Genomic DNA, 20,882 nt, shown 5'->3' with positions numbered 1-20,882 from the left:
AATAGAAAACCCGAAACTTTTGTTTCGGGTTTTTCTTTTGCGAAGCTAAGAGGGTTTTTTACTCTATTTACTACATATTGTCACGTCCCCCAAATAATTATACGTTATTTATGCGTAAATTAGCAATGGCTATTGCTACAATATTTAACTAAATATTTACTATTATGAAAAATCTAGGTCTTTTTTGTTTGCTGTTTGCTTGTATTGGATTCCAAAGCTGTAAAAAAAATCAAAGCCCAAAAGTCGTTGAAGCTACCAAAGTCCTGACTGGGAATCCTATAAACGTGCAGTGCTATAAAGCGCTGTATCAAGAAGATACTATTGAACTAAAAATGAACACCTTAAAAAACGGTAAAATAACCGGCGATATGGTGATGAAATTTTTTAATATGCCGAAAAAGGTTGGGAAAATCGCGGGAGAATTCCGTGGAGATACTTTATTTGCCAGCTACACTTTTACTCAGGGAACGTATGATAAAATAACATACAAAAATCCAATGGCATTTCTAAAGCGAGGGAACGAACTCATTTTAGGTAATGGGAAAATAGAAACCACTATGGGTGCTTCCTACTTTGTTAAAGGCGTACCTATAGATTTTGAACGGGTGAAATTTAAATTTAAAACAGTTGACTGCGACGCTAAATGATAAACAAATAGGGGTACTGTTATGTTATTACTGATTTTTATTTGAAGAAAATTTTACTTTTTTCCTTGATAAAAAAGTAATAAAAAAACATTCATGGGTTATTATTATTATTATTATTATTATTATTATTTGGGTATTCATGAATCTTCGATTTCAAGCCTGAATCTTTTTATCCCAATAATCATCGGACGGATGTTCCTATCGCGACCCCAAACGCTCGCGTTTCACACTCGACTCCGGGATGACTCTCTATGGCCAACGCTGAAATCCTTACCGTGATTTTTGATTTTATACTAAAAGAGGAAATCTTTTACCTTCTACATTTGAGGTATGGAATGATACGGAATAGTTAGGCTAATTGTGGTTTGGTTTTTAGGTATTTACCTGAGAAGGAAGATTTATGCTTTTAGGAGGGATTATTTTTATAAACGTAGGAGAATAGACGAAAGAAATGAAAAAGATGCCTCAGCGTTTTTTATTATAAGTAGGAGCCTTAAATCATGAATGCATTGAAAGAAAAATATCAAACCAATATATACCTTATAATTGCATTCTATGTTTACGTTAAATTTATAATAAACCTAATTTTTTAGCTTTTGCAATTAGATCTCTATCGCTGCCTTTTCCCATTAATAGCTGCTCTTTTATATTTGCTTTTCTTTTTTCTATTGCACTCATAGAAAGAGGAATATAGTCAGGAAGATTAACCGTTTTAGTTCCTTGCGAGATTAAGATTAGAATCTGACTGTCATGTTTATCCCAATTAATATTTTTTTTAAACAATTCTCGCTGAGATTCTAGTATAGTTTGACTTCGGAATGTACCTCCATCCATAATTTTTTTACAAATAATAGGGAATAATTCAAAGTTAATATCACTTTTAGAAACAAAACCTTCCGGGTTTATCTCTTTAATGATTGTATCTACTGTAAGGGGTTCACTATGCATTGTAAGAAGAACGATTTTACAATTGGTAAATTTTTTTCTTATTAATGAAGCCAGATCAATGCCATTTTCAATATTGAACTCTTTATATGGAGGAAGGCTAATGTCTAATAATACCAAATCAATAGCTGTATTTTGTTTGAGATAAAAAAATATTTGATTGTAGGCATCTTGACAGTTATAACTCTTTATGAATTTGGGAGTGTTTTTTTGAAAGGCGTTATCAGATAAAAGATTACTATAGCTATCAACTGTCATCGGATGATCATCAACTATCAAAATAGTAAGCTTCATATTTATATTCAATTTCTGTAAAATTAATTAAATATTACGGTTATACCGTAATATTTAATTAAAGCAAAGTTGTTTTTTTGTAAAAAAAGATTGTCTAACTTAAATTAATGTTATGAAAAATAAATTACACATTGCAGGACTTGTTTGCATTACGTTATTAACTTACTCATGTTCCAATGATGATAGTTATGAAGTTCAAGAGGTTAAAGCTAAGAATTTAGAAGTTATCCCTCAGGCTATTTTGAAGGTAAAAATCATTGATTCCACTGCAGTAAAAATAGGTACATCAATAATTCCTTCTTCTGCAAGTGCACCGGATGGCGATCCAGTTAATCCGTTGTTGCCAAGATAGTATTAAGCTATAATTTAAAACAAGAATACCATATGATTTATTTGAAAATCATATGGTATTCTTGTTTCAAAATACTATTTTTGGAATTATAAAATAATAAATTAGATTTTGAGTACCCCTACTAAAATAACCTATTTTCTTCTGCTTTCCTTTTTTTTTTCATGCCAAAAGAATGATTCAGATGTCTCTGTAAAAAACAACACTACTTTATTTGACAAAATTTATTTAGATGGTTTAGAAAAAAATAAAAAAGAGAAATACTTAGATTCAATAGGTGATTTATTAAAATCTAAGGATAATAATTCCATTGTCAGAGAGACTTATTTAAAAGTCGCAACGGAATATTATAATATCAATAATTTAGAAAAATCTTTATCTTCCAGCTTAAGGGCCTTAAAACTATCAAAACAGGTTAACGATAGTGTCAGAATTCCAAAGGCGTTATATTATGTGGGCGATTGTTATCAAAACTCAAAAAGGGATAGCGCTTACTTTTATTATTTACAAGCAGAAAAATTATATTATAAAATTCATGACTATGATCAGTTGGGTAGAATGTTATTCAATAAAGCCTATGTTTTATTTTATGACGGAAATTATGTAGAATGTGAAGTTGAAATTTCTAAAGCATTGCAGTATTTTAAAAAATCTAGCAATCACCGCTTCATTTATCCTAGTAATACATTAATGGGTAATTGTTTAGAGAAGTTGGTTAAATATGATGAAGCCTTACGCTACCATGAATTAGCATTACGTGATTTAGAAATAATGAAAAGCCAGGGTGAAGATAAAGATGTTATAGCTAATTACAATTTGATTTCTGTTATTAATATCTGTAATTTATATGATTTAAAAAAAGAATTTTCGAAGTCCATAGAAAAGTTACAAGATTTACTCACAGAAGATTTAAGAAAGAAATCCCCTAGACTATATGCTAATGTTTTAAGTAATTTGGCTTATTCGAAGATGAAAAACAGAGATTATCAAAATGTAGCTCCCATGTTTTTTGAATCTTTAAGAATTGTTGATAGTATGGGAATTGAGTCGGAAATTTTATATAGAAAGATCCATATAGGAGAATATTTCTTAACTCAGAAGGATACTATAAAATCAGTAGAAACTTTAAAAGAAGCGAATCAATTAGCCATTAAAATTAAGAACAGTAATGAAATTTTGGCTTCATTAAAATTGTTATCCAAATTAGATAAGAAAAACAGGTTGTTTTATGCAAATCAATACATAAAAGTAAGCGACAGCATTAATGGCGTTCAAAAAAATACTCATAATAAGTATGCCAGAATAGAATATGAAACTTCGAAAATAGAGGATGAAAATAAAGTTTTGACAAAAGAGAACTTTTATATTTTAATTGTTTCGTTTGGGTTGGTTTTAATGTTGATATTAATTATTGTTTTAAGATATTTAAAATATAGAAATAAAGAGTTACAGTTTATTAAGAAACAGCAAAAAGCTAATGATGAAATATACCAACTACTGACCGAACAACATAAAAAAATTGATCTTGCAAAAGAGAGTGAGAAGGCAAGAATCGCCAAAGAATTACATGATGGTGTAATGAATAAAATTTATGGTGTTCGAATGAATTTAGGTTTCTTTAATTCTTTAATAGACGAGGAAACGATTGAAAAAAGGAAAGTATATATTACTGAATTGCAAAACATTGAGAGTGAGATTAGAAGTATTGCACATGACTTAAGACGAGGTTCTTTTTTTGATGGGAATGATTTTAATGTTTTATTGTCAAGTTTAATAGAAAATCAAAAAGAGTTCACTAAGACCCAGTTTAAATATTTAAATGAAGAAATGTTTGAATGGACAACAGTTGATAATATATATAAGATTAACTTATACCGTATTATTCAGGAGGCTATTTTAAATATTAATAAGTATGCAAACGCAAAGAATTGTACGGTAAAAATTCAGAGAAAGGATAATGATATTTTGCAACTGAGTATCACTGACGACGGAGAAGGATTTGATATAAAAATTAAAAAAGGTGGTATCGGATTAAGTAATATGAAAGAAAGAGCGAATTCTTTAAAAGGTCAATTTGACATTGAATCAAAAATTGGAACAGGAACAAAAATTGAAGTTGTCTTTAACCTTCAAGCACTATCCTATTAAATATTTGTAAAGAGTGTGGTTATTTTTCGAGGATTTACCCTGCTTTAGGTCTTTTAAATTTATTTTCTAACCCGGCGGTGCTGATTACTACAATCTTTGGCGCAGTTTTTTAAACTGTGTCCACAACAATAATGATTGTTTTTTTTTTTTAGCCTATAATCTGCACCGGATTTTTAATCTGATTAACCAAAACCTATTAAAATAATATCTAAAAGTATTGCTTTATATTTTTGGGTTCTAACAGCTATTTTTAACGCTTTTACGGTTCGTTTTCTTTTACGAACCATGAAGTGACTTTTTCTAAAAAGAATTTCAATTGAAGTTTAAATCTCATATATTTACTTTCTAATTAACAAAATAAAGCTCGTTTAGAAGTTTTTACCCTGACGCTTAGGGCTAACTGACGCTAGTAGCAGACTGTTCTCAAAATTTTAAAAAACATAATGGAAAAATACTTACGACAATTAATTTCAATAGAATTTGACGACAAAAAGGAAATTTTTAGTGGTTTTCTTATTGATTGGACTGAAGATTGGATTTTACTAAAAAATAATCCTTTTGATTTTATAATTGATGGCTATACGATATTAAAAAATAAAAATGTAAAGTCAATTATTCAAGACAAAGATCATGAATTCACAGCAAAAGTAATTAAACTTAAAGGTTTAAAAACAAGCGCAGTGGAAATAATTCCGCTTAAAGATTTGTCTTCCATTATACATTTTTTAGCAAATAAATATGAAATTTTTCAGATTACAAAAAAGTCAGATAAAGCGGTTTATCTCGGTAAACTCCTAGAACTAAATGAGGAAGAACTGGTAATAGATTTTTTGGGAACCGAAGGGAAATTTGAAGGTGAAATGAGTTTTAAGCAAAACAAAATAAGAGTTATAGAATTTGATACGGATTATATTAATTCTTTGAAACTAATTGTTGACGAAGAAAAGAAAAAGTAAGTGGATGCTACTAACAGGAATACACAAGCGGTCTGAAAATCTAAATCGGAACAAAACAACATAAATACAAATCGGCACAGGAAAAATAAAAAATAACCTCGCTTAAATTATTAAACGAGGTCTATTTTTAGAATAATATTATTTTTTCGATTCTTCTACAGAAACTTTTCTAAACTCTTTTAATAGTTTTTCTAGTTCCAAAGTAGATTTACGAGCTCTTGGTCCAGCTGCTTTGACACCTTTCTCAATTAGTGATTCAGATTCTGTTTTAAATGTTTCGAATTCTGCGTTGATTTTTTCAATTAAATCTTTCATGATAGTACTTTATTAAATTAGAGCGCAAAAATAAAAGTTTGATTATTAGATATAACTAATTCGCTGTTAAATTCTCACTTTTTTTAGGAACAGCTACGGCATGAAAACCCGACCGCTCTGATATACCACAACGGTGAGCAAATAATGATTGATTTTTTCAGCCTACAATTTGCCCGGATTTTTAATCTTATTTGACCAAAATATAAAACAATATCTACGAAGTATTGCTTTATATTTAAGGGTCTAACAGCTTTTTTTAACGCTTTTTACGGATTGTTTTCTTTTAAGAAAGAGAAAGTTACTTTTTTAGGAAGAATTTTAATTGTAGTTTAAATCCTATGTATTTACTTACTAATAAACAAAATTGAGTTCTTTTGAAAGATACTGAGATTGACTGCCCCCCCCCCAAAAAAAAGTTAGACACTTATTGGAGGCTTTTTATGCATAAGATTATTATCTTTAAGATAATGAAAAAGACTGTGAAGAATAGTAGAAATGATTTTGTAGGTTTGGATTATTATGCTCAGCAAGAGTTGCGTGTTTACTATAAAAAATAAAAAGTTATGCTCAATTTAATCTAAAAATTGAATATGTAAATACGTTATTCGCAACCGTATAGCGCAGTTCAATTTTCAAATTGGACAGAGGATAGTAATCGCAGACCATTTCTGAAAAGCCGTTTGGTTATCGCTCGAAAAATGCAATTTCAATTCAAACAATAATTACTAACAATTAAAAACTGTAATTACATGAGAAAAATAATTGTTTTATCAATGATTACATTAGATGGAGTACTGCAAGCACCTGGTGGGCCAGAGGAAGATACATCAGGCGGTTTCAAATATGGCGGTTGGAGTGCACCGTATAGTGACGAAGTAGGTGGTAAGGTGGTGCAAAATGAGCTGAAACAACCAGTAGATTATCTTTTGGGCAGGAAAACGTTTGAGATTTGGGCCTCCTTCTGGCCTAAACATGCAGACATTTGGCCTGGTATCAATGATGGTACAAAATACGTTATGTCCAGAACCATGAAAAAGTCAAACTGGAGAAATACCGTATTTATTGAAAGTTTAGAAGCTATCAAAAAGCTTAAAAATTCAGAAGGTTCTGACATTCAAGTTTGGGGCAGCAGTAGGCTTATTCAGCTGCTATTTAAGAATGATTTAGTGGACGAACTCCGACTCAAAATTTACCCATTGACTCTTGGTACAGGAAAAAAATTGTTTGACGATGGCACGATTCCGGCAGCATTTACATTAACGGAGATTTTGGCTACGCCAACAGGAGTGATCATTGCCAACTACAAGCGAGCTGGAGATGTCAAGACAGGTACTGTTAGAGCTTAAGGCGGCTAAGCGGTTAATAAATTTACAAATAAAATTCAATCGATGGACAAGACAAATAAGAAAAATAGCTCTGGATTAACCCCTACTCAAATTGCATGGGTGGCGAAAGATATAGAGAAATCAAAGACTTTTTTTTAGGAAATGCTTGGCGTTACCAATTTTAGCCCGACCGTTACCACTAACTTAAAAGAGCATGACGGAACCTATTATGGAGAATCATCTGATGCAGAAAACCTTCTTGCAATGGCTTGTTCCGGTGGGACATTCATTGAGCTCATTCAGCCCATTTCAGGGAAAAGTATTTTTAAGGATTACATAGACTATAATCCAACAGGCGGAGTTCAACATATTGCATACGGCACATCCATTGCAAACCTTGACAAAGTAATTTCAGAGTTTGAGAATAAAGGCTTTACAGTAATAAGCAGCTTTGACACGCCAATAGCTAAAATTGTGTTTTTTGACACACGAGAAGAGATTGGTGTTTTTACGGAAATAATGGGTATTACTAAAGAAGGTGAAAAGAGTATTTAAGAAATGAAAATTGGACTGGCACAGCATTGAGTGTGGACTAGCAACGGATATGCTTGAATGCATGGGACATAAATTGATTGAGGTATTGCTATAATAACCCGTTTAAATCCTGACACTAAAGAAGAAGATGACCACTTGTATAAAGAATTTTTTCAAGCTGGAACAGAAGCTTTTGCACCCCACGATGAATTTTGGGGTTACTGTGGGAACTTGTAAAGACAAATTTGGAATCCGCCAGATGTTTAATGTTTCAAGTCAGCCTCTTAATTAATAATCACTAACCCAAAATTAATACTATGGCAAATAATAGCGTATCATTACACCGAGTTCTTAAAGCATCTCCCGAAAAAATTTATCGTGCGTTTACTGATGCAAATGCGATGGGATCATGGATTCCACCATATGGCTTTTTATGTGTTGTTCATAGCATGGATGTAAAAGAAGGCGGGAACTACCGACTGTCTTTTATCAATTTTTCCACAGGAAATGGACACTCATTTGGCGGAACATACTTGGAATTGAAACTGAATAAATTTATTAAATATACTGACAAATTTGACGACCCGAATTTGCCTGGTGAAATGGTCACTTCGGTTTGGCTCAAAAAGGTTTCTTGCGGGACAGAACTTAAAATTATTCAAGAAGGTATTCCTTCCGTTATACCAACAGAAATGTGTTATTTAGGTTGGCAGGAATCATTAGAGAAATTGGCAAAATTAGTTGAGCCGGAAATTCCGGATGCTTAAATCTTTTAGTGATTGGTTTTTTATTTTCTAATTCATAAAATAACGCAGTTTTAAGGTTTTTAGACAAACTGACGTTAGCTAGGGTAGTACCAAAAAATACGGATTATGAAACATGAAATTTGCGACAAAACACTTCTGGTAATTGTATCAAGCTTGTCCCATGAAAAAAAACACCCACTCTTAACTATTTAAAACAAGTAAAAGTGGGTTTTTGGATCATACAGTCGCTCTATAATTATTTACCAATGACAGGACATTTATAAACTTCACCTGTCGGGATCAAAGTAATTTCATTGTTAGCTACGGCTGCTGATATTTCATCATCACTAAATAATTGACGGGCAGTGTGACCGGAATTGAAAGCAATTTGTACTTCTTCCCAAATAGGATTCATACCATCACCAGGAATAGCATCTATCACACTAATAAATGGTAAACCACCTGGTAACCCAGGATCAGATTGATAAATAAAATTAATACCGGGGTTTTGAGCAATAAGTATTGCTGAGGCTTGTGGAGGAAATTCAACGAATATAATATTGAATAACTTCGCATCATAATAAGCAGGAATGGCACTCGCAATGCCTGTTGTACTATTCTTGTTACTAATACTCGTTTGACGCGCAAAATTTGAACTGGATTGAGTCTCAATCACATCCTCATTCGAGCACGAAACGAAAAACAAAACACTACTTAAAACAGTAGTTATTAACGCTAAGATTGTAAACTTGGTTTTCATTTTTCTTAATCATTAAAAGTTATTTAATCAGTTCTAAAAATATCCTAGTAAAGGTAGCTAATCCTCACTTCATATTCTTTTATTACGCGGATTAAAAAACGTTAATTTAAAGCTAAAAAAAAGTGTAATTATCTAAAAATAAGTGTTTTATGTTCAGATGGTTTTTAATTTTTTACTAGAAGAAAGGTGATAGCAAGACTAAAGGACCGGTCAGCCCAAAAGTAAGATAATCAATTGCAATATATTGTGCGCCAATCAAAATAACACGTTATGACAATGGGAAATAAAAAAGGGTTGTCGTCAGAACAATGTTTATTACTACTCAGTATATTAGAAGGTCGTTTTGAGAAAAATAAGGACTACCATAAAGGCCGCAGAAGTGTTTGTTAGGACTGTGAAGGGCAAAGAATCAAGGAAAAAAAAATAAACCGGAAAATAACGCTATTGATATGGCTGCTGCCATAGGTATTCAACTTTTAACGGAAGAGCAATATCGAGAATTGTAGCAACTTGGAAATTTTGATATGAAAACATCGAGCTGGGTGAAAATACCTTCTGAGATTAGAAAACTGGGTGGTGCCCTTTTTTCGGATTTTCGCTATGGGACTGTCTTCGTGTATCATAACAGCGCATTCTCTTATTATGTTGTCAGGGCGTTCCATGGTTCGCTAAGAGTTTAATATTGTTGAGACAGCTAATTGAATTTTAAAACGGATTGTCTGAGAACGGATTATTAGGTATGACGAATGAATAACCAAAGTCCTGCTGTGAATAGCGGTAGCTGTTGCATTACACTTTTCAAAATCTAAATTAAAAGGCATTAGAGGCTTTAAAACTTTTGATTTTTTTTTTAATGCTAGGCGTCGGAGAAAGAGGATTAACTCTGTTGATCCCAGAAGAGGAGAACCATGTAAATAAAAAGCAAACTAAAATGAATTTTAGTTTGCTTTTTATTTCAAAACTGTTTTCAAAAGTAAACTTTTGACACTGTTTAGAAATAAAAAACCCGAAACTTTCGTTTCGGGTTTTCTTTGCGGAGAAAGAGGGAAACTCTATTGACTACCTTGTGTTTTATAAAACCATTGATTTTAAAGGCTTTACAAGCTTTTAAAATTATATAATTTAGGCGGTTTGTACACCTTTTTGGTTACTATTTATTTCAGTGAATATTTGGTCTTGAAGTCCGAATATCCAGTTAGCATTGACATTATATTCTTTACATATTGTTTCTATATGTACTACTGTGAAATGATTGATTCCTTTTTTAACTTTAGAAACTGTTTGCTCCAGAACTCCTATATCTAGACAAAAATCTTTTGTAGATGATATCTTCTTTTGGTATTTCAAAAGATCAATCAAGTGGATTATATTTTTGTCTGAAGTGTACATTACCAATCATTTTTTTTGCTTTTAATTCCATCACTAATTAAAAATTCCTTCAAGTTCAAGTTGAGGTTATTAAAATATTCCGGAACCGTATTGACAATAAACTTGTAAGAGCTTTTTACTTCGCCTTTTTTATCAAAATACGATGCTGTATTATTGATTTCAAAATTGGTCCACAAAATTGATTTGGACATATTGTTGTATTCTGAAATACTTAACACATCAAATTTGTATTTACCGTCTTTAAATGAAATTTCGATTTCATACTTGGTATCACCACATCTTTTACCCATATAACTATAACAAATTAGGTCTTTGCTAAATCCTTCTATACGGATATATTCATTTTCGATATTTGCTTTTATTACTTCTCTTGGTTCTTTAAAAGAATAAGAAACCCAACCCAAAGTTTTTTTGTAAAGCTCGGATTGGGTTTTCCCATTTACCGGAGTGATTACAAAATCAGTGAGGCCGTCTTTTGTGAATTTAAATTCAGATTCTTGGCCATAAATTGATAAATTAAATAATACTAATAATCCTAAAACAATATTTTTCATAATAATTTATTTAAAATGTTCTTTTAATAACTTTCAAAATTTGATTTACATCATTTAAATTTATTGTGAAGTCTGGATGATTTGGAAGCCCACTTCTAGATCCACAAATAACATCACCGGTTTCTTTATCCATTGACTTTATATCCTTGAATAGAACTGTTTTTTTATGAACGATTACCCAGCCATATTTCGAATGATTAAAGCCATCTTTCCAGTGATGCCTTCCTAATTCCCGGCAAAGCAATTCTGCACCATCTGGAGTATCGTCAATTCCTCCACCGTTCATACTATCGCCTTCAACTTCAAAACACATATACTTGCCTTTCCCAATGTGGTCAACAGTAAATGAAACCTCTTCAAGTTCTTCCAAAAACTCCACATTTTGAAAATCTGACAAATATGATCCAAAAGCTCTTACTGGAACCTTTCTCACAATTATTTTGAATTTTCCGTTTTTTAACTCAATGAATTTATTTCCGTTTTTGTTTTCAAAAAATTCAGGATCCGGTTCGGATTTAATTATATCACTCTCCTCTTTCTTAAACCATTCTATGTCAGCAAAAGGGAATTTGTTTTTAATTGCTGTTAGAACACTTTTACTTCTAAGCACATTCGGAACTTCTCCGTTTCTATCATCAGCCCTAAAAAGCCTGTTTATATTGGTTTGAGTAACACCAATCAGTTCAGCAAAAGCATTTTGGCTGCCTAGAGAATACTTTTCTATTAGGTGGTTTAGCTTTTGATTTTCTTTAGGTATTAACATAATTGTTTTTAATTGTTGATAACTTTAATTCACAATTGTTTTTAATTGTGAATAATTGTTTTTATATTTGCATAACAATAATAAGAACAAAAATAGTAATAAAAATGAAACTATCACAAAAAGCACTAAAAGAAATTAAAACAAACAAAGTGATTGGTGCTTTGATTGTTGCAACTGATAAATCATACCCGACTATTAAGCGGTGGATTGATTCTGAGAATGAAAAAATAACAGACAGCAGATTGTGCATAAATGTTATCAAGGAACAAACCGGAATGACTGAAGATGAGATTTTCGAAAAAGAACCTAAAAAACCCAAAAAATGAATTACGACGACGAAAGAACTCACAGGATTTACCAAACATTTTTGCTGATAGCATCTGTTGGATGTGTAGCAATAGGATTGATTGGATTAACAATTTTAGCACTTAACCCAAAATGGATGCATACGATACTGGCATTATTATCTGCATAATACTGATAGCAATTTTAGGATTGTTGAATTTATTAAAATGGATTTTCGAAAAGTTTAACCACTGGCAATAAAAATATGGGAGCATTAATACAGATACCAGCAAAAGAATTAAAATGTTTGAGGGAACATTTAATGAAAGCGGACGAAATACTCAACCGCTTTGGTTTCGGACTTGGCAGCAATGCAAGTGAGCGCAAAGCTGTCAAGAAAGAGCCAACTCAAAAAGAAAGAATCAAAAATTATGATGAGGTTTTGAGTTCAGGGAAAAAAAATGCTAAACCAAGGCATTTGCAGAAATAAAAAAACCACTTCGCGAAAAGTGGTTTTTACAATCAAATTTTTAATCACGAGTAATAATTAAAAACCTTTAGAGATGTCAAAACTACAAAATAATTCAGAATTCTCAAAACCAGACATTAAGTTTCCAATGTTTCCTTTCATATACGCATACATCGAGAGCGCATATAACAAGGTCGAAACTTACCAAGACTTCACCGCATTCATTCACGGATGTATGAATGAAGCTGAAATCACCAAAAATAATGTGAGACAAGCAGCATACACAAAAATAGCCAATGCGCTGTATTCCATCGAAACAAATGTGTCTTTTGAATCAAAAGCACTTGAAATATTAGTAGAGAAATTATAACAATCAAATTTTAAAAACGAGTAAAATGAAAACAGTAATCTTAAAAAGTCTGACTTTGATTAATTTCAAAGGAATTCGGAATCTTACCATCAATTTTTTGGATGGTTCTACAAATATTTACGGTGATAATGGGACCGGGAAAACTACCATTTTTGATGCATTTGAATGGATTCGTTCGGGAAAGGATTCAAGTGATAGAACCAATTTTGAAATCAAAACGTTGGACGCAAACAATGTGGCCATACCACAAATAGAACACGAGGTTTCCGCGGAATGGTTGGTGAATGGTGATGTGATATCGATGCGCAGGGTACTGCTCGAAAAATGGACAAAAAAGAAAGGGTCAGAGGTTGCCGAATTTACGGGAAACGAAACAAAATATTATTGGAATTTAGTTCCTATGCAGCAAAAGGAATTCAATGATTTGGTAAGCGGAATATTGGACGAAAGCGTTTTTAAGTTAATCACCAACCCTTTGGCTTTCAACAATGATAAGGTGTTATCAGTAGAGAAAAGAAGGAATATTTTGACGACAATAGCCGGTGACACGCCTTTTGAAGTATTGGCCGGCGATAATCCGGAATATCTGGATTTACTTTCTAATCTGACACAAGGCAAAACCCTGGACCAATACGAAAAACAAATTTCGGCATCGATTGCCAAGGCTAAAGTTGATTTAAAAGCGATTCCCACCCGTGTGGATGAAATCAATAGAAGTAAGCCAATAGCTTATGACTTTCCAACCTTAAACACCTTATTGGGGGTAAAGCAAGATGAATTGACAAAAGTTGAAGGATTGATCACCAACAAATCATCCGCCTTTGATCACATCCTTACGGAAAACAGGACCACACAATTAGCTTTAAGCAACATCATTTCAGAAATAGAAGTGATTGAAGCAGCGGCTAAAAGGGAATCTTTGAACGCCGTGGAAAAACTGAAACCCGACACAAGCATTTTGGACGGCATTAAGGCAAGTTTGAAGTCATTTCAAGACGAATTGGCATCAAGTGAGGGAACGCTAAAAACCATCAAAGGCAATATTGATTCCAAGGGATTGGAAATTTCGGCCTTGGTGGTAAAAATGGATTCTAAACGCACGGAATGGACTGAAGAAAACGCCAAGGAAATAAGCTTTGAAGAAGATTCCTTCCATTGTCCAACATGCAAAAGAGATTTTGAAGCCGGTGATTTTGAAGCCAAAAAAGTGGAAATGAGACAAAATTTCATGACTAAAAAAGCCGAAAACTTGAAGTTAATCCAAGCGCAGGGACTAGGTTTTAAAACTGAAAAAGAAAACATTGAAGCGGAAGTTAATGTTTTAAAAACAAGAAGTGAAGCCGGTGAAAAGCATATTGGAACGCTAAAAGAAACTATTAAAACTACAGAACTAGAAATTGAAAAATTGGATGTTCCTGCAGTCGTTTCCTTAGAAATTATAGATCCGGAAGAAACGGCAAGAATTGCACTTTCATTGAATCAAGGGTGCCAGGATAAAAAAGCCGAAAAACTACGATTGGAAGGATTAATCAAAACGATTCCGGAAGTGGATGTTAAGGCTCTGGAATCAGAAAAACAAACGTTGAAAGAAGATATTGATCTGATCAAAGTTAAGCTAAACAATGAAGTGCAAATCAATGCCATTGAATCAAGAATACAAGCTTTGAGAGATGAAGAAAAAGCATTGGCATCCCAAATTTCAGCGGTTGAAAAAACACAATTTGCTATTGATCGATTCAATAAGTTAAGAATCACAACCATTGAAGAAAAAGTAAACGCCAAATTCAAATTTGTAAAATTCAAATTGTTTGAGTTGCAAGTAAACGGTGGTGAAAGTCCATGTTGCAAAGCGTTGTTTAATGGTGTTCCTTTCTCTGATTTAAACACGGCATCAACCATAAATGCCGGATTGGATATCATCAACACCCTTTGTGATTATTACCAGGTCAGCGCGCCAATTTTCGTTGATAACCGTGAAAGCGTGGTGAATGTCATTCCAATAAAATCACAGATGATCAATTTATTTGTTTGTGAAGGTTCGGAATTGAGTGTTGGGAAGCCAAAATTCACACGGGAACATTTAGCCAAAGTAGCCGATGCCCAAGCATCTTGGGAAGCCGAAAACAAAGAAGTACAACCGGCATTTTAAAAAAACAAAACTAAGATCTAATGAAAACAGAAAATCAAGAAGGAACCGCCACAAATGGAATGGCGGTTCAACCACCTGCGGAAACCAAAACGGAAATTATAAAACCTATAGATAAGGTCACGCCAAGCGAACGTTTTGTAAATTCCGTTCTTTCCAATTTTGCTTCCAATAATGGAAAAATCCAATTAACAAGTTTTCAAGAAAAATTGATCCAAAACTATTTCATCAAGTTAGATTCAACCTTGAAAGATTTGGAAGCTAAGAACAGCAAAAAAACGCCGCAATACAAAGAACCATTGGCGTACAATTGGAATAATGTGAATATGACCAAACTTTCAACCGATGTGGTGGCCTGGTCCTCTATCGGTTTGGATCCAACACAACCCAACCACGTTTCCTTGATCCCTTACAAAAACAAAGAAACCAATAGATGGGACATTGGTTTTTTGCCTGGATACAATGGCCTTGAAATCAAATCAAAAAAATACGGATTGGACGTTCCGGATTTCTTCATTTCAGAGTTAAAATACACTACTGACATTTTCAAGTCGATAAAAAAAGACATGAACAACAGGGTGGAAGGGTATGTTTTTGAAATCACCAATGAATTCAACAGGGGCACTGTAGAAGGCGGTTTTTACTACCATGGCTATATTGATAATCCCGAAAAAAACAAGTTGAAAACTTTTTCTTTAAGCGACATTGAAAAGCGTAAACCCACATATGCATCCGTTGAATTTTGGGGTGGTGAAAAGGATAAATGGGAAACCGACCCGAATACAAATAAAAGTGTAAAGGTAGGCAAAGTGAAAATTGACGGTTGGTTTGATGAAATGGCGTTAAAAACAATTAAGCGTGCTTGTTACAATGCCATAACTATTGACGCTTCAAAAATTGACGAACATTATTTAAAAACCATACAAGGTGAAAAAGAAATGAATTCGGTTAAAATTGAAAACGAAATATTGGAAAACGCCAACAAAGAATCCTTGGACTTTGATGATGCTGTTATGGTAGATAATGAATCAAAACAAGTGGAAGGCTCAAATGCTGAAATTTCACAACCGGATCCTGTTCAAGAAACTAGTAACGATCCAGGATTTTAATTATGGAACTTCATACAATAGGCACCGGATCTTTAGGCAATTGTTACATTCTTGGAAACAAGGATGAGCAATTGTTGATTGAATGTGGCGTAGGAATAGACAAAATAAAAAAAGGATTGGATTTTGATTACAACAATGTGGTTGGCTGCCTGGTTACCCATGAGCACGGGGATCACTTTAAATCGATTCAAGGTGTTTTGGATTTGGGTATTGATGTGTACGCATCCGCAGGCACCTTTTCTTCACCGTTGTTTCCTTCGGTTAGCCATCGTAAAAACACTATTGCAGCCAAACAATCTTTTAAAATAGGAAATTTCAAGATCCTTCCCTTTAGTGTCGTACATGATGCGGCGGAACCTCTTGGATTTATTATTGAACATCCAGGATGCGGAAAGGTGTTGTTTTTGACAGACACCAATTATTGTAAATACACTTTTCCGGGACTGAACAACATCATCATTGAAGCTAATTTTTCAAAGAAAATCATCGAACAGAAATTTGGTGAAAAATTACAAATGGAATTCTTGAAAAACAGGATTTTGAAAAACCATTTTTCATTGGAAGATTGCAAAGTAATGTTGGCAGCTAATGACCTTTCAAAAGTAAACAACATTGTGTTGATCCATTTAAGTGATTCCAATTCACATGAAGTGGATTTTCGAAGAGAAGTTTACGAATTGACCGGTAAGAATGTGAGTGTGGCCGATAAAGGCAGGAAGTTTAATTTAGGACTAACGCCTTTTTAGAAATGAGTAAGAAAAATAAAAAACCAAAAAAGGTTCAACACGTAACCTACAATAAGAAAGTATTTCTAGCGCCAGAGAGCATTTTATCAATGAGCGCCATTCACACCAAAATATTGGCAGATGGTACCTGAATTTTGAGAATATCAGATTGTAATCAAACCATTAAACTTTGGAATGATTTGAATGACAAAGATCAAGTCAAAGAAATGGTTGTAAAAATCACAAACATCCAAAATGCTTTGGATGAATTTAAAAAAGCAGTAGAAATAAAATTAAACAAATTTTAAAAATGGAAACATTACAAATTGACAAAGCGAATGCTTTAAAAGCCCACGAAGAGGCAAGCATCAAAGGGAAATCATTATTGGAAAATCTATTTGGCAAAAAAGTTTTTCTAAAAGATGTAAAAGACAGGATCAAAAATTTTGATGATGTTTTGGCCGAAAACGGAATTTCAAGAGAAGATTTTGAAACATCCTGCAAAGGGTTAGAACCTGATGAAATTGCCTACCGAATGGCAAAACTAGTATGTATTGCATTCAATGAAGGTTGGCTACCAGATTGGACCAATAGCAATGAATATAAGTACGCACCTTATTTCAGAATGGGTTCTTCTTCGGGCGTCGGTTTTTCGTACCACGACTACGATGTTTGGGCTGCGTCTTCGGGTGTCGGCTCGCGCCTTTGCTTCAAATCTTCTGATTTAGCATCACACGCCGGGAAACTTTTTGAACAAGAAATTTATAAACCACTTTTTACAATTTAAAATTATGTACACAAAAATTAAAACATTCGAAGATGCTTGTAAGGCTATTAATGTAGAGCCTACTATTATTCCAGATTTTTCATTTTTCCCTGAATCAGATAGACGGGCAATGATTGCACACGCAAAATTGGTAATTATCGCCAAAGCCATAAATGGTGACTGGATACCAGATTGGACAGATTCAAGCCAATGGAAATATTATCCGTGGTTTGAGATGGGTTCTTCTTCGGGCGTCGGTTTTTCGTACGACGACTTCGATGTTTGGGATACGTGTTCGACTGTCGGCTCGCGCCTTTGCTTTGAAACCAGAGAAAAAGCGAAGTATGCAGGAACTCAATTTGAAGAATTGTACAAAATCTATTTTGTAAAAGAATAGGAAATTAAGGTTGTGTGGTGTCGTTGCTGTAGTTCTTCTTCAGGCGTCAGTTTTTCGTACAACGACTACGATAATTGGAATACGAATTCGAATGTCAGCTCGCACCTGAGCTAAAAAATATTATACACCACAGGCCTTGCCAACATGGCAAAAAAGAACAAATTAATAGGTTCGTTAGTAATGAAAACGAAAGCGAACCAATCAAAGCAAAGTATGAAACGATTCAAAAATATATACCAACAAATTATTTCACCGGAAAACTTAATCCTTGCAGAAGCGAAAGCACGTAAAGGAAAATCAAAGCAATATGGTGTCAAGGTATTTGATAAAAACCCACAGGATAATCTTGAGGAGCTTCATAAAATGCTATTTGAAAAAACGTATCAAACATCAGAATACACCACTTTCAAAATCTTTGAACCAAAAGAAAGGCTAGTTTTTAGATTGCCATACTTTCCTGATCGCATTACCCATCACGCTGTTATGAATGTTTTGGAGCCAATATTTACCAAATTATTCACAGCTGATACTTACAGTTGTATCAAAGGGAGAGGAATTCACGGGGCGGCTAACAATCTAAAAAAAGCATTGAAGGACCAGGAGAATACAAAATACTGCGTGAAATTAGATATTGTCAAGTTTTATCCAAATGTAGATCATGAAGTTCTAAAGCAGCTATTGAGAAAAAAGTTTAAAGACCAGAATTTACTTTGGTTGTTGGATGAAATTATTGATAGCGCTGACGGTTTGCCAATTGGCAATTATTTAAGTCAATATTTTGCAAACTATTACCTAACCTATTTTGACCACTGGATAAAAGAAAACAAGGAAGTAAGATATTATTTCCGGTATGCTGATGACATAATAATTCTTTCGAATAACAAACCACATCTTCACGAACTGTTGGCAGAAATTAAACAGTATTTAAATGAGAATTTAAAGCTTCAGATAAAAGGGAATTATCAAATATTTCCGGTTGAAGCCCGTGGAATTGATTTCGTAGGTTATAAGTTCTACCATACGCACACAATGCTTAGAAAATCAATCAAAAAAAGATTTGCCAGAGCAATATCAAAAACAAAAAATAAAGCCACAATAGCCGCTTATTTCGGATGGGCAAAACATTGCAATTCAAAACACTTATTAAAAAAATTAATACCTAATGAACAATTTTAAAGATTTCGATATAAAACCTGTGATAACAAATTTTGTAGGTGAAAAAATCAAGATAAATAATTTGCTTGACAAAGAAATAATCGTAGTTGATTTCAAAGTACTTCCATCAAACTATGAAGGAAAAGGAGATAGAATTGACATACAAATTGAATATCGTGATGAACCACGAGTAGTTTTTACTGGAGGTAAATATCTAATACAAACCATAGAAAAAGTGCCAAAAGACAAGTTTCCATTCAAAACAAAAATTCGCAAAAATGGTGAGCATTTAGAATTCACATAAAATAACCCTATGATTTACAACGCCACAAACCCGCTTCAAAAAAACCAAGCAATAGAAAAGCTGAAATATTTTATTTCTAAAGGAAAAACTTTCGAACTCAAAGCAAAGCATCCAAAAAGAAGTATTTCCCAAAATAGCTACTTGCATTTAATCCTGACTTGGTTTGGAATCGAAACTGGATATACAATGGAGGAAGTAAAACAGGAGATTTTCAAAAAGCATGTCAATTCAGCCATTTTTTATGAAGGAGAATTTGAGGGTAAAATCAAGGGATTCAAAATTGAGCGTTGGCGAAGTACTGCAAGTTTAGATACTGCAGATGCGACATTGGCCATTAATAGGTTTAGGAATTTTTCAAGCAATGAACTTGGGATTTATCTCCCGGAACCGAAAGAGTTGGCATTATTACAAGATTTAGAAAATGAAATTAGTAAACACTCAAATCAAGAATATTTATGACACCATTTGAAATAACTAACCAGGCCGTTGAAGAAGTTGAAGAAAACAATAAAGCCTATTGCGACAGACTTTGTGCATTTGCCGAGAATTGGGTCAAAACCCAAATGAAACCATTTACAGCCGATGATCTAAAAAAGGCATTTTATAATTTAGGAAATGCACCTCCATCTCAACCAAGTGTTTTTGGAGTTCCTTTTAGAAAATTATCAAAAAGATATTTGATTTTTGATACCGAAAGAACTCAAAAAAGCACTAATCCAGAAGCACACCAAAGACCGTTGAGAGTTTGGATCAGTAAAGAATACCGATACATTCAACAATCGAATGCAACACCGAATAGAAACCAAATATCAATATTTAATTAAATAACAATCATGGCAAAAGAAAAAGTTTTCACAATCCTTACAGAAAAATTAGGATTAGCAGATCAAGTTCAAAAAGATGTAGAAATAAAAAGCGCTTCTCTCAAAGATGCCCTTTGTAGCTATTCCTACGAATTATTAACCGGAAAAACAAAAGGCGACGGACTTTCAAGAAATGGGAAACATATCATTCATGAAGATTTACAAATAGCTTTTGATAAGTTTGATGTTTTTCTTGCTCATTTGGATGATGCTTTCACAGGAAATGACAACGCAACGGAATTATCCTTTCTAAAGGAAGAAACTGAAACAGAATCCTATTATGTGAATTCTTTTTCAATATCAGGAGTGGAGGAAAATAGATCTTTAGTTCTATCAGGGTACAAAGAAGTTTCAAATGGAGTAATTAAGTTTAGCGCTCCAAAGGTAAAACTAAACGGAAGCTACCTTTATTTGACCCAATTGATCGAATGTTTGGACAATGCAATCAGAGAGGTTGAGTTCTACATGAACGGTAAATCGGCTCCACAACCGGAACAAATGCACATGGATTTTGCCTCAGAAGATGCCTCTTTTGAAAACGCAAAACTTGACGAAGAAGCAGTTTAAC

28 protein-coding genes and 1 pseudogene are annotated in these 20,882 nt (G+C 33.3%); 23 read left to right on the top strand and 6 right to left on the bottom strand.

Annotation, left to right across the window (positions count from 1 at the left end; translation table 11 throughout):
• Positions 1–164: 164 nt before the first annotated feature.
• Entirely contained in the window at positions 165–647 is a 483-nt protein-coding gene (locus ACM55H_RS05490) for a hypothetical protein (RefSeq protein ID WP_416835548.1), read from the top strand.
• Between the two features lie 570 nt (positions 648–1,217).
• Here ACM55H_RS05490 and ACM55H_RS05485 read toward each other — a convergent pair.
• Positions 1,218–1,886, bottom strand: a complete 669-nt coding sequence (locus ACM55H_RS05485) for a response regulator (protein WP_416835547.1) — start codon at positions 1,884–1,886, stop codon at positions 1,218–1,220.
• Between the two features lie 112 nt (positions 1,887–1,998).
• Between ACM55H_RS05485 and ACM55H_RS05480 the strand changes: the two genes are divergently transcribed.
• From ACM55H_RS05480 to ACM55H_RS05470, 3 genes are all read left to right on the top strand, one after another.
• A complete protein-coding gene (locus tag ACM55H_RS05480; protein WP_416835546.1) occupies positions 1,999–2,238 on the top strand; it encodes a hypothetical protein in 240 nt (79 codons plus the stop codon).
• Between the two features lie 108 nt (positions 2,239–2,346).
• The gene (locus tag ACM55H_RS05475; RefSeq protein ID WP_416835545.1) at positions 2,347–4,383 is read left to right on the top strand and encodes an ATP-binding protein; all 2,037 of its coding nucleotides are present in this window, start codon (positions 2,347–2,349) and stop codon (positions 4,381–4,383) included.
• 443 nt (positions 4,384–4,826) lie between these two features.
• Positions 4,827–5,339 (top strand): hypothetical protein, encoded by a 513-nt coding sequence (locus ACM55H_RS05470; protein ID WP_416835544.1) that lies wholly within the window; start codon positions 4,827–4,829, stop codon positions 5,337–5,339.
• A gap of 138 nt (positions 5,340–5,477) precedes the next feature.
• On the opposite strand, the gene ACM55H_RS05465 is transcribed toward ACM55H_RS05470, so the two are convergent.
• Positions 5,478–5,654 carry a histone H1 gene (locus tag ACM55H_RS05465; RefSeq protein ID WP_039107869.1) on the bottom strand — a complete coding sequence of 59 codons (177 nt, stop codon included), beginning with the start codon at positions 5,652–5,654 and terminating at the stop codon, positions 5,478–5,480.
• A gap of 749 nt (positions 5,655–6,403) precedes the next feature.
• On the opposite strand from ACM55H_RS05465, the gene ACM55H_RS05460 reads away from it, so the two are divergent.
• The 3 genes from ACM55H_RS05460 to ACM55H_RS05450 all read left to right on the top strand — a co-directional run bounded on the left by ACM55H_RS05460 (position 6,404) and on the right by ACM55H_RS05450 (position 8,280).
• Positions 6,404–7,000, top strand: coding sequence for a dihydrofolate reductase family protein (locus ACM55H_RS05460; RefSeq protein ID WP_416835543.1), 597 nt, complete (start codon positions 6,404–6,406; stop codon positions 6,998–7,000).
• Positions 7,001–7,141: 141 nt separating this feature from the next.
• On the top strand, positions 7,142–7,534 hold the full coding sequence (locus ACM55H_RS05455) for a VOC family protein (protein ID WP_416835542.1): 393 nt from the start codon (positions 7,142–7,144) through the stop codon (positions 7,532–7,534).
• A 296-nt stretch (positions 7,535–7,830) separates the two neighbouring features.
• Positions 7,831–8,280: an SRPBCC family protein gene (locus ACM55H_RS05450; RefSeq protein WP_416835541.1), complete on the top strand. Its 450-nt coding sequence runs from the start codon at positions 7,831–7,833 to the stop codon at positions 8,278–8,280.
• A 235-nt stretch (positions 8,281–8,515) separates the two neighbouring features.
• Here ACM55H_RS05450 and ACM55H_RS05445 read toward each other — a convergent pair whose 3' ends face one another.
• The gene (locus tag ACM55H_RS05445; RefSeq protein WP_416835540.1) at positions 8,516–9,019 is read right to left on the bottom strand and encodes a hypothetical protein; all 504 of its coding nucleotides are present in this window, start codon (positions 9,017–9,019) and stop codon (positions 8,516–8,518) included.
• Positions 9,020–9,468: 449 nt separating this feature from the next.
• On the opposite strand from ACM55H_RS05445, the pseudogene ACM55H_RS05440 reads away from it, so the two are divergent.
• Positions 9,469–9,699 (top strand): annotated as a pseudogene (locus ACM55H_RS05440) (DUF4256 domain-containing protein).
• A gap of 442 nt (positions 9,700–10,141) precedes the next feature.
• Here the strand turns inward: ACM55H_RS05440 and ACM55H_RS05435 are convergent.
• Genes ACM55H_RS05435 through ACM55H_RS05425 form a run of 3 tightly spaced genes read right to left on the bottom strand, consistent with a single transcriptional unit; the run spans position 10,142 to position 11,725 of the window.
• Positions 10,142–10,408, bottom strand: coding sequence for a hypothetical protein (locus tag ACM55H_RS05435; RefSeq protein ID WP_416835539.1), 267 nt, complete (start codon positions 10,406–10,408; stop codon positions 10,142–10,144).
• Positions 10,408–10,962: a DUF4468 domain-containing protein gene (locus ACM55H_RS05430; RefSeq protein WP_416835538.1), complete on the bottom strand. Its 555-nt coding sequence runs from the start codon at positions 10,960–10,962 to the stop codon at positions 10,408–10,410. The genes ACM55H_RS05435 and ACM55H_RS05430 overlap by 1 nt, the downstream gene beginning before the upstream one ends.
• A gap of 10 nt (positions 10,963–10,972) precedes the next feature.
• The gene (locus ACM55H_RS05425; protein WP_416835537.1) at positions 10,973–11,725 is read right to left on the bottom strand and encodes a hypothetical protein; all 753 of its coding nucleotides are present in this window, start codon (positions 11,723–11,725) and stop codon (positions 10,973–10,975) included.
• A gap of 104 nt (positions 11,726–11,829) precedes the next feature.
• Here ACM55H_RS05425 and ACM55H_RS05420 point away from each other — a divergent pair, with 104 nt between their 5' ends.
• From ACM55H_RS05420 to ACM55H_RS05350, 15 genes are all read left to right on the top strand, one after another.
• Entirely contained in the window at positions 11,830–12,051 is a 222-nt protein-coding gene (locus ACM55H_RS05420; RefSeq protein WP_416835536.1) for a hypothetical protein, read from the top strand.
• Entirely contained in the window at positions 12,048–12,200 is a 153-nt protein-coding gene (locus ACM55H_RS05415) for a hypothetical protein (protein WP_416835535.1), read from the top strand. The genes ACM55H_RS05420 and ACM55H_RS05415 overlap by 4 nt, the downstream gene beginning before the upstream one ends.
• Positions 12,201–12,275: 75 nt before the next feature.
• The gene (locus ACM55H_RS05410) at positions 12,276–12,500 is read left to right on the top strand and encodes a hypothetical protein (RefSeq protein WP_416835534.1); all 225 of its coding nucleotides are present in this window, start codon (positions 12,276–12,278) and stop codon (positions 12,498–12,500) included.
• Positions 12,501–12,573: 73 nt separating this feature from the next.
• Positions 12,574–12,849 carry a hypothetical protein gene (locus ACM55H_RS05405; RefSeq protein WP_416835532.1) on the top strand — a complete coding sequence of 92 codons (276 nt, stop codon included), beginning with the start codon at positions 12,574–12,576 and terminating at the stop codon, positions 12,847–12,849.
• A gap of 25 nt (positions 12,850–12,874) precedes the next feature.
• Complete coding sequence (locus ACM55H_RS05400) at positions 12,875–14,998, top strand: AAA family ATPase (protein ID WP_416835531.1); 2,124 nt, start codon at positions 12,875–12,877, stop codon at positions 14,996–14,998.
• Positions 14,999–15,018: 20 nt separating this feature from the next.
• A complete protein-coding gene (locus tag ACM55H_RS05395) occupies positions 15,019–16,104 on the top strand; it encodes a recombinational DNA repair protein (RecE pathway) (RefSeq protein ID WP_416835530.1) in 1,086 nt (361 codons plus the stop codon).
• 2 nt (positions 16,105–16,106) lie between these two features.
• On the top strand, positions 16,107–16,850 hold the full coding sequence (locus ACM55H_RS05390) for an MBL fold metallo-hydrolase (RefSeq protein WP_416835529.1): 744 nt from the start codon (positions 16,107–16,109) through the stop codon (positions 16,848–16,850).
• A gap of 134 nt (positions 16,851–16,984) precedes the next feature.
• On the top strand, positions 16,985–17,137 hold the full coding sequence (locus ACM55H_RS05385) for a hypothetical protein (RefSeq protein ID WP_416835528.1): 153 nt from the start codon (positions 16,985–16,987) through the stop codon (positions 17,135–17,137).
• 2 nt (positions 17,138–17,139) lie between these two features.
• Positions 17,140–17,616, top strand: coding sequence for a hypothetical protein (locus ACM55H_RS05380; RefSeq protein WP_416835527.1), 477 nt, complete (start codon positions 17,140–17,142; stop codon positions 17,614–17,616).
• 4 nt (positions 17,617–17,620) lie between these two features.
• Complete coding sequence (locus ACM55H_RS05375; RefSeq protein WP_416835526.1) at positions 17,621–17,992, top strand: hypothetical protein; 372 nt, start codon at positions 17,621–17,623, stop codon at positions 17,990–17,992.
• 144 nt (positions 17,993–18,136) lie between these two features.
• Positions 18,137–19,168: a reverse transcriptase domain-containing protein gene (locus ACM55H_RS05370; RefSeq protein ID WP_416835525.1), complete on the top strand. Its 1,032-nt coding sequence runs from the start codon at positions 18,137–18,139 to the stop codon at positions 19,166–19,168.
• The gene (locus ACM55H_RS05365) at positions 19,155–19,451 is read left to right on the top strand and encodes a hypothetical protein (protein WP_416835524.1); all 297 of its coding nucleotides are present in this window, start codon (positions 19,155–19,157) and stop codon (positions 19,449–19,451) included. Before ACM55H_RS05370 ends, ACM55H_RS05365 begins: the two co-directional genes overlap by 14 nt.
• 9 nt (positions 19,452–19,460) lie before the next feature.
• On the top strand, positions 19,461–19,910 hold the full coding sequence (locus ACM55H_RS05360; RefSeq protein WP_416835523.1) for a NinB/YbcN family protein: 450 nt from the start codon (positions 19,461–19,463) through the stop codon (positions 19,908–19,910).
• Positions 19,907–20,275 (top strand): hypothetical protein, encoded by a 369-nt coding sequence (locus ACM55H_RS05355; protein ID WP_416835522.1) that lies wholly within the window; start codon positions 19,907–19,909, stop codon positions 20,273–20,275. Before ACM55H_RS05360 ends, ACM55H_RS05355 begins: the two co-directional genes overlap by 4 nt.
• A 9-nt stretch (positions 20,276–20,284) precedes the next feature.
• Positions 20,285–20,881: a hypothetical protein gene (locus ACM55H_RS05350; protein ID WP_416835521.1), complete on the top strand. Its 597-nt coding sequence runs from the start codon at positions 20,285–20,287 to the stop codon at positions 20,879–20,881.
• Position 20,882 lies beyond the last annotated feature (1 nt).

This window comes from Flavobacterium cryoconiti (assembly GCF_048158645.1).
Taxonomy (GTDB): Bacteria; Bacteroidota; Bacteroidia; order Flavobacteriales; family Flavobacteriaceae; genus Flavobacterium; species Flavobacterium cryoconiti.
The sequence above is the reverse complement of the archived record's forward strand: the minus strand, read 5'-3'. Positions and strand labels throughout refer to the sequence as shown.

Coding starts and splice junctions, on each gene's coding strand:
- ACM55H_RS05355 (WP_416835522.1), top strand. CDS start 19,907: ATGACACCATTTGAAATAACTAACCAGGCCGTTGAAGAAGTTGAAGAA.
- ACM55H_RS05395 (WP_416835530.1), top strand. CDS start 15,019: ATGAAAACAGAAAATCAAGAAGGAACCGCCACAAATGGAATGGCGGTT.
- ACM55H_RS05375 (WP_416835526.1), top strand. CDS start 17,621: ATGTACACAAAAATTAAAACATTCGAAGATGCTTGTAAGGCTATTAAT.
- ACM55H_RS05390 (WP_416835529.1), top strand. CDS start 16,107: ATGGAACTTCATACAATAGGCACCGGATCTTTAGGCAATTGTTACATT.
- ACM55H_RS05380 (WP_416835527.1), top strand. CDS start 17,140: ATGGAAACATTACAAATTGACAAAGCGAATGCTTTAAAAGCCCACGAA.
- ACM55H_RS05400 (WP_416835531.1), top strand. CDS start 12,875: ATGAAAACAGTAATCTTAAAAAGTCTGACTTTGATTAATTTCAAAGGA.
- ACM55H_RS05465 (WP_039107869.1), bottom strand. CDS start 5,654: ATGAAAGATTTAATTGAAAAAATCAACGCAGAATTCGAAACATTTAAA.
- ACM55H_RS05445 (WP_416835540.1), bottom strand. CDS start 9,019: ATGAAAACCAAGTTTACAATCTTAGCGTTAATAACTACTGTTTTAAGT.
- ACM55H_RS05490 (WP_416835548.1), top strand. CDS start 165: ATGAAAAATCTAGGTCTTTTTTGTTTGCTGTTTGCTTGTATTGGATTC.
- ACM55H_RS05460 (WP_416835543.1), top strand. CDS start 6,404: ATGAGAAAAATAATTGTTTTATCAATGATTACATTAGATGGAGTACTG.
- ACM55H_RS05350 (WP_416835521.1), top strand. CDS start 20,285: ATGGCAAAAGAAAAAGTTTTCACAATCCTTACAGAAAAATTAGGATTA.
- ACM55H_RS05360 (WP_416835523.1), top strand. CDS start 19,461: ATGATTTACAACGCCACAAACCCGCTTCAAAAAAACCAAGCAATAGAA.
- ACM55H_RS05365 (WP_416835524.1), top strand. CDS start 19,155: ATGAACAATTTTAAAGATTTCGATATAAAACCTGTGATAACAAATTTT.
- ACM55H_RS05480 (WP_416835546.1), top strand. CDS start 1,999: ATGAAAAATAAATTACACATTGCAGGACTTGTTTGCATTACGTTATTA.
- ACM55H_RS05405 (WP_416835532.1), top strand. CDS start 12,574: ATGTCAAAACTACAAAATAATTCAGAATTCTCAAAACCAGACATTAAG.
- ACM55H_RS05425 (WP_416835537.1), bottom strand. CDS start 11,725: ATGTTAATACCTAAAGAAAATCAAAAGCTAAACCACCTAATAGAAAAG.
- ACM55H_RS05485 (WP_416835547.1), bottom strand. CDS start 1,886: ATGAAGCTTACTATTTTGATAGTTGATGATCATCCGATGACAGTTGAT.
- ACM55H_RS05410 (WP_416835534.1), top strand. CDS start 12,276: ATGGGAGCATTAATACAGATACCAGCAAAAGAATTAAAATGTTTGAGG.
- ACM55H_RS05470 (WP_416835544.1), top strand. CDS start 4,827: ATGGAAAAATACTTACGACAATTAATTTCAATAGAATTTGACGACAAA.
- ACM55H_RS05415 (WP_416835535.1), top strand. CDS start 12,048: ATGAATTACGACGACGAAAGAACTCACAGGATTTACCAAACATTTTTG.
- ACM55H_RS05420 (WP_416835536.1), top strand. CDS start 11,830: ATGAAACTATCACAAAAAGCACTAAAAGAAATTAAAACAAACAAAGTG.
- ACM55H_RS05450 (WP_416835541.1), top strand. CDS start 7,831: ATGGCAAATAATAGCGTATCATTACACCGAGTTCTTAAAGCATCTCCC.
- ACM55H_RS05455 (WP_416835542.1), top strand. CDS start 7,142: ATGCTTGGCGTTACCAATTTTAGCCCGACCGTTACCACTAACTTAAAA.
- ACM55H_RS05435 (WP_416835539.1), bottom strand. CDS start 10,408: ATGTACACTTCAGACAAAAATATAATCCACTTGATTGATCTTTTGAAA.
- ACM55H_RS05370 (WP_416835525.1), top strand. CDS start 18,137: ATGGCAAAAAAGAACAAATTAATAGGTTCGTTAGTAATGAAAACGAAA.
- ACM55H_RS05430 (WP_416835538.1), bottom strand. CDS start 10,962: ATGAAAAATATTGTTTTAGGATTATTAGTATTATTTAATTTATCAATT.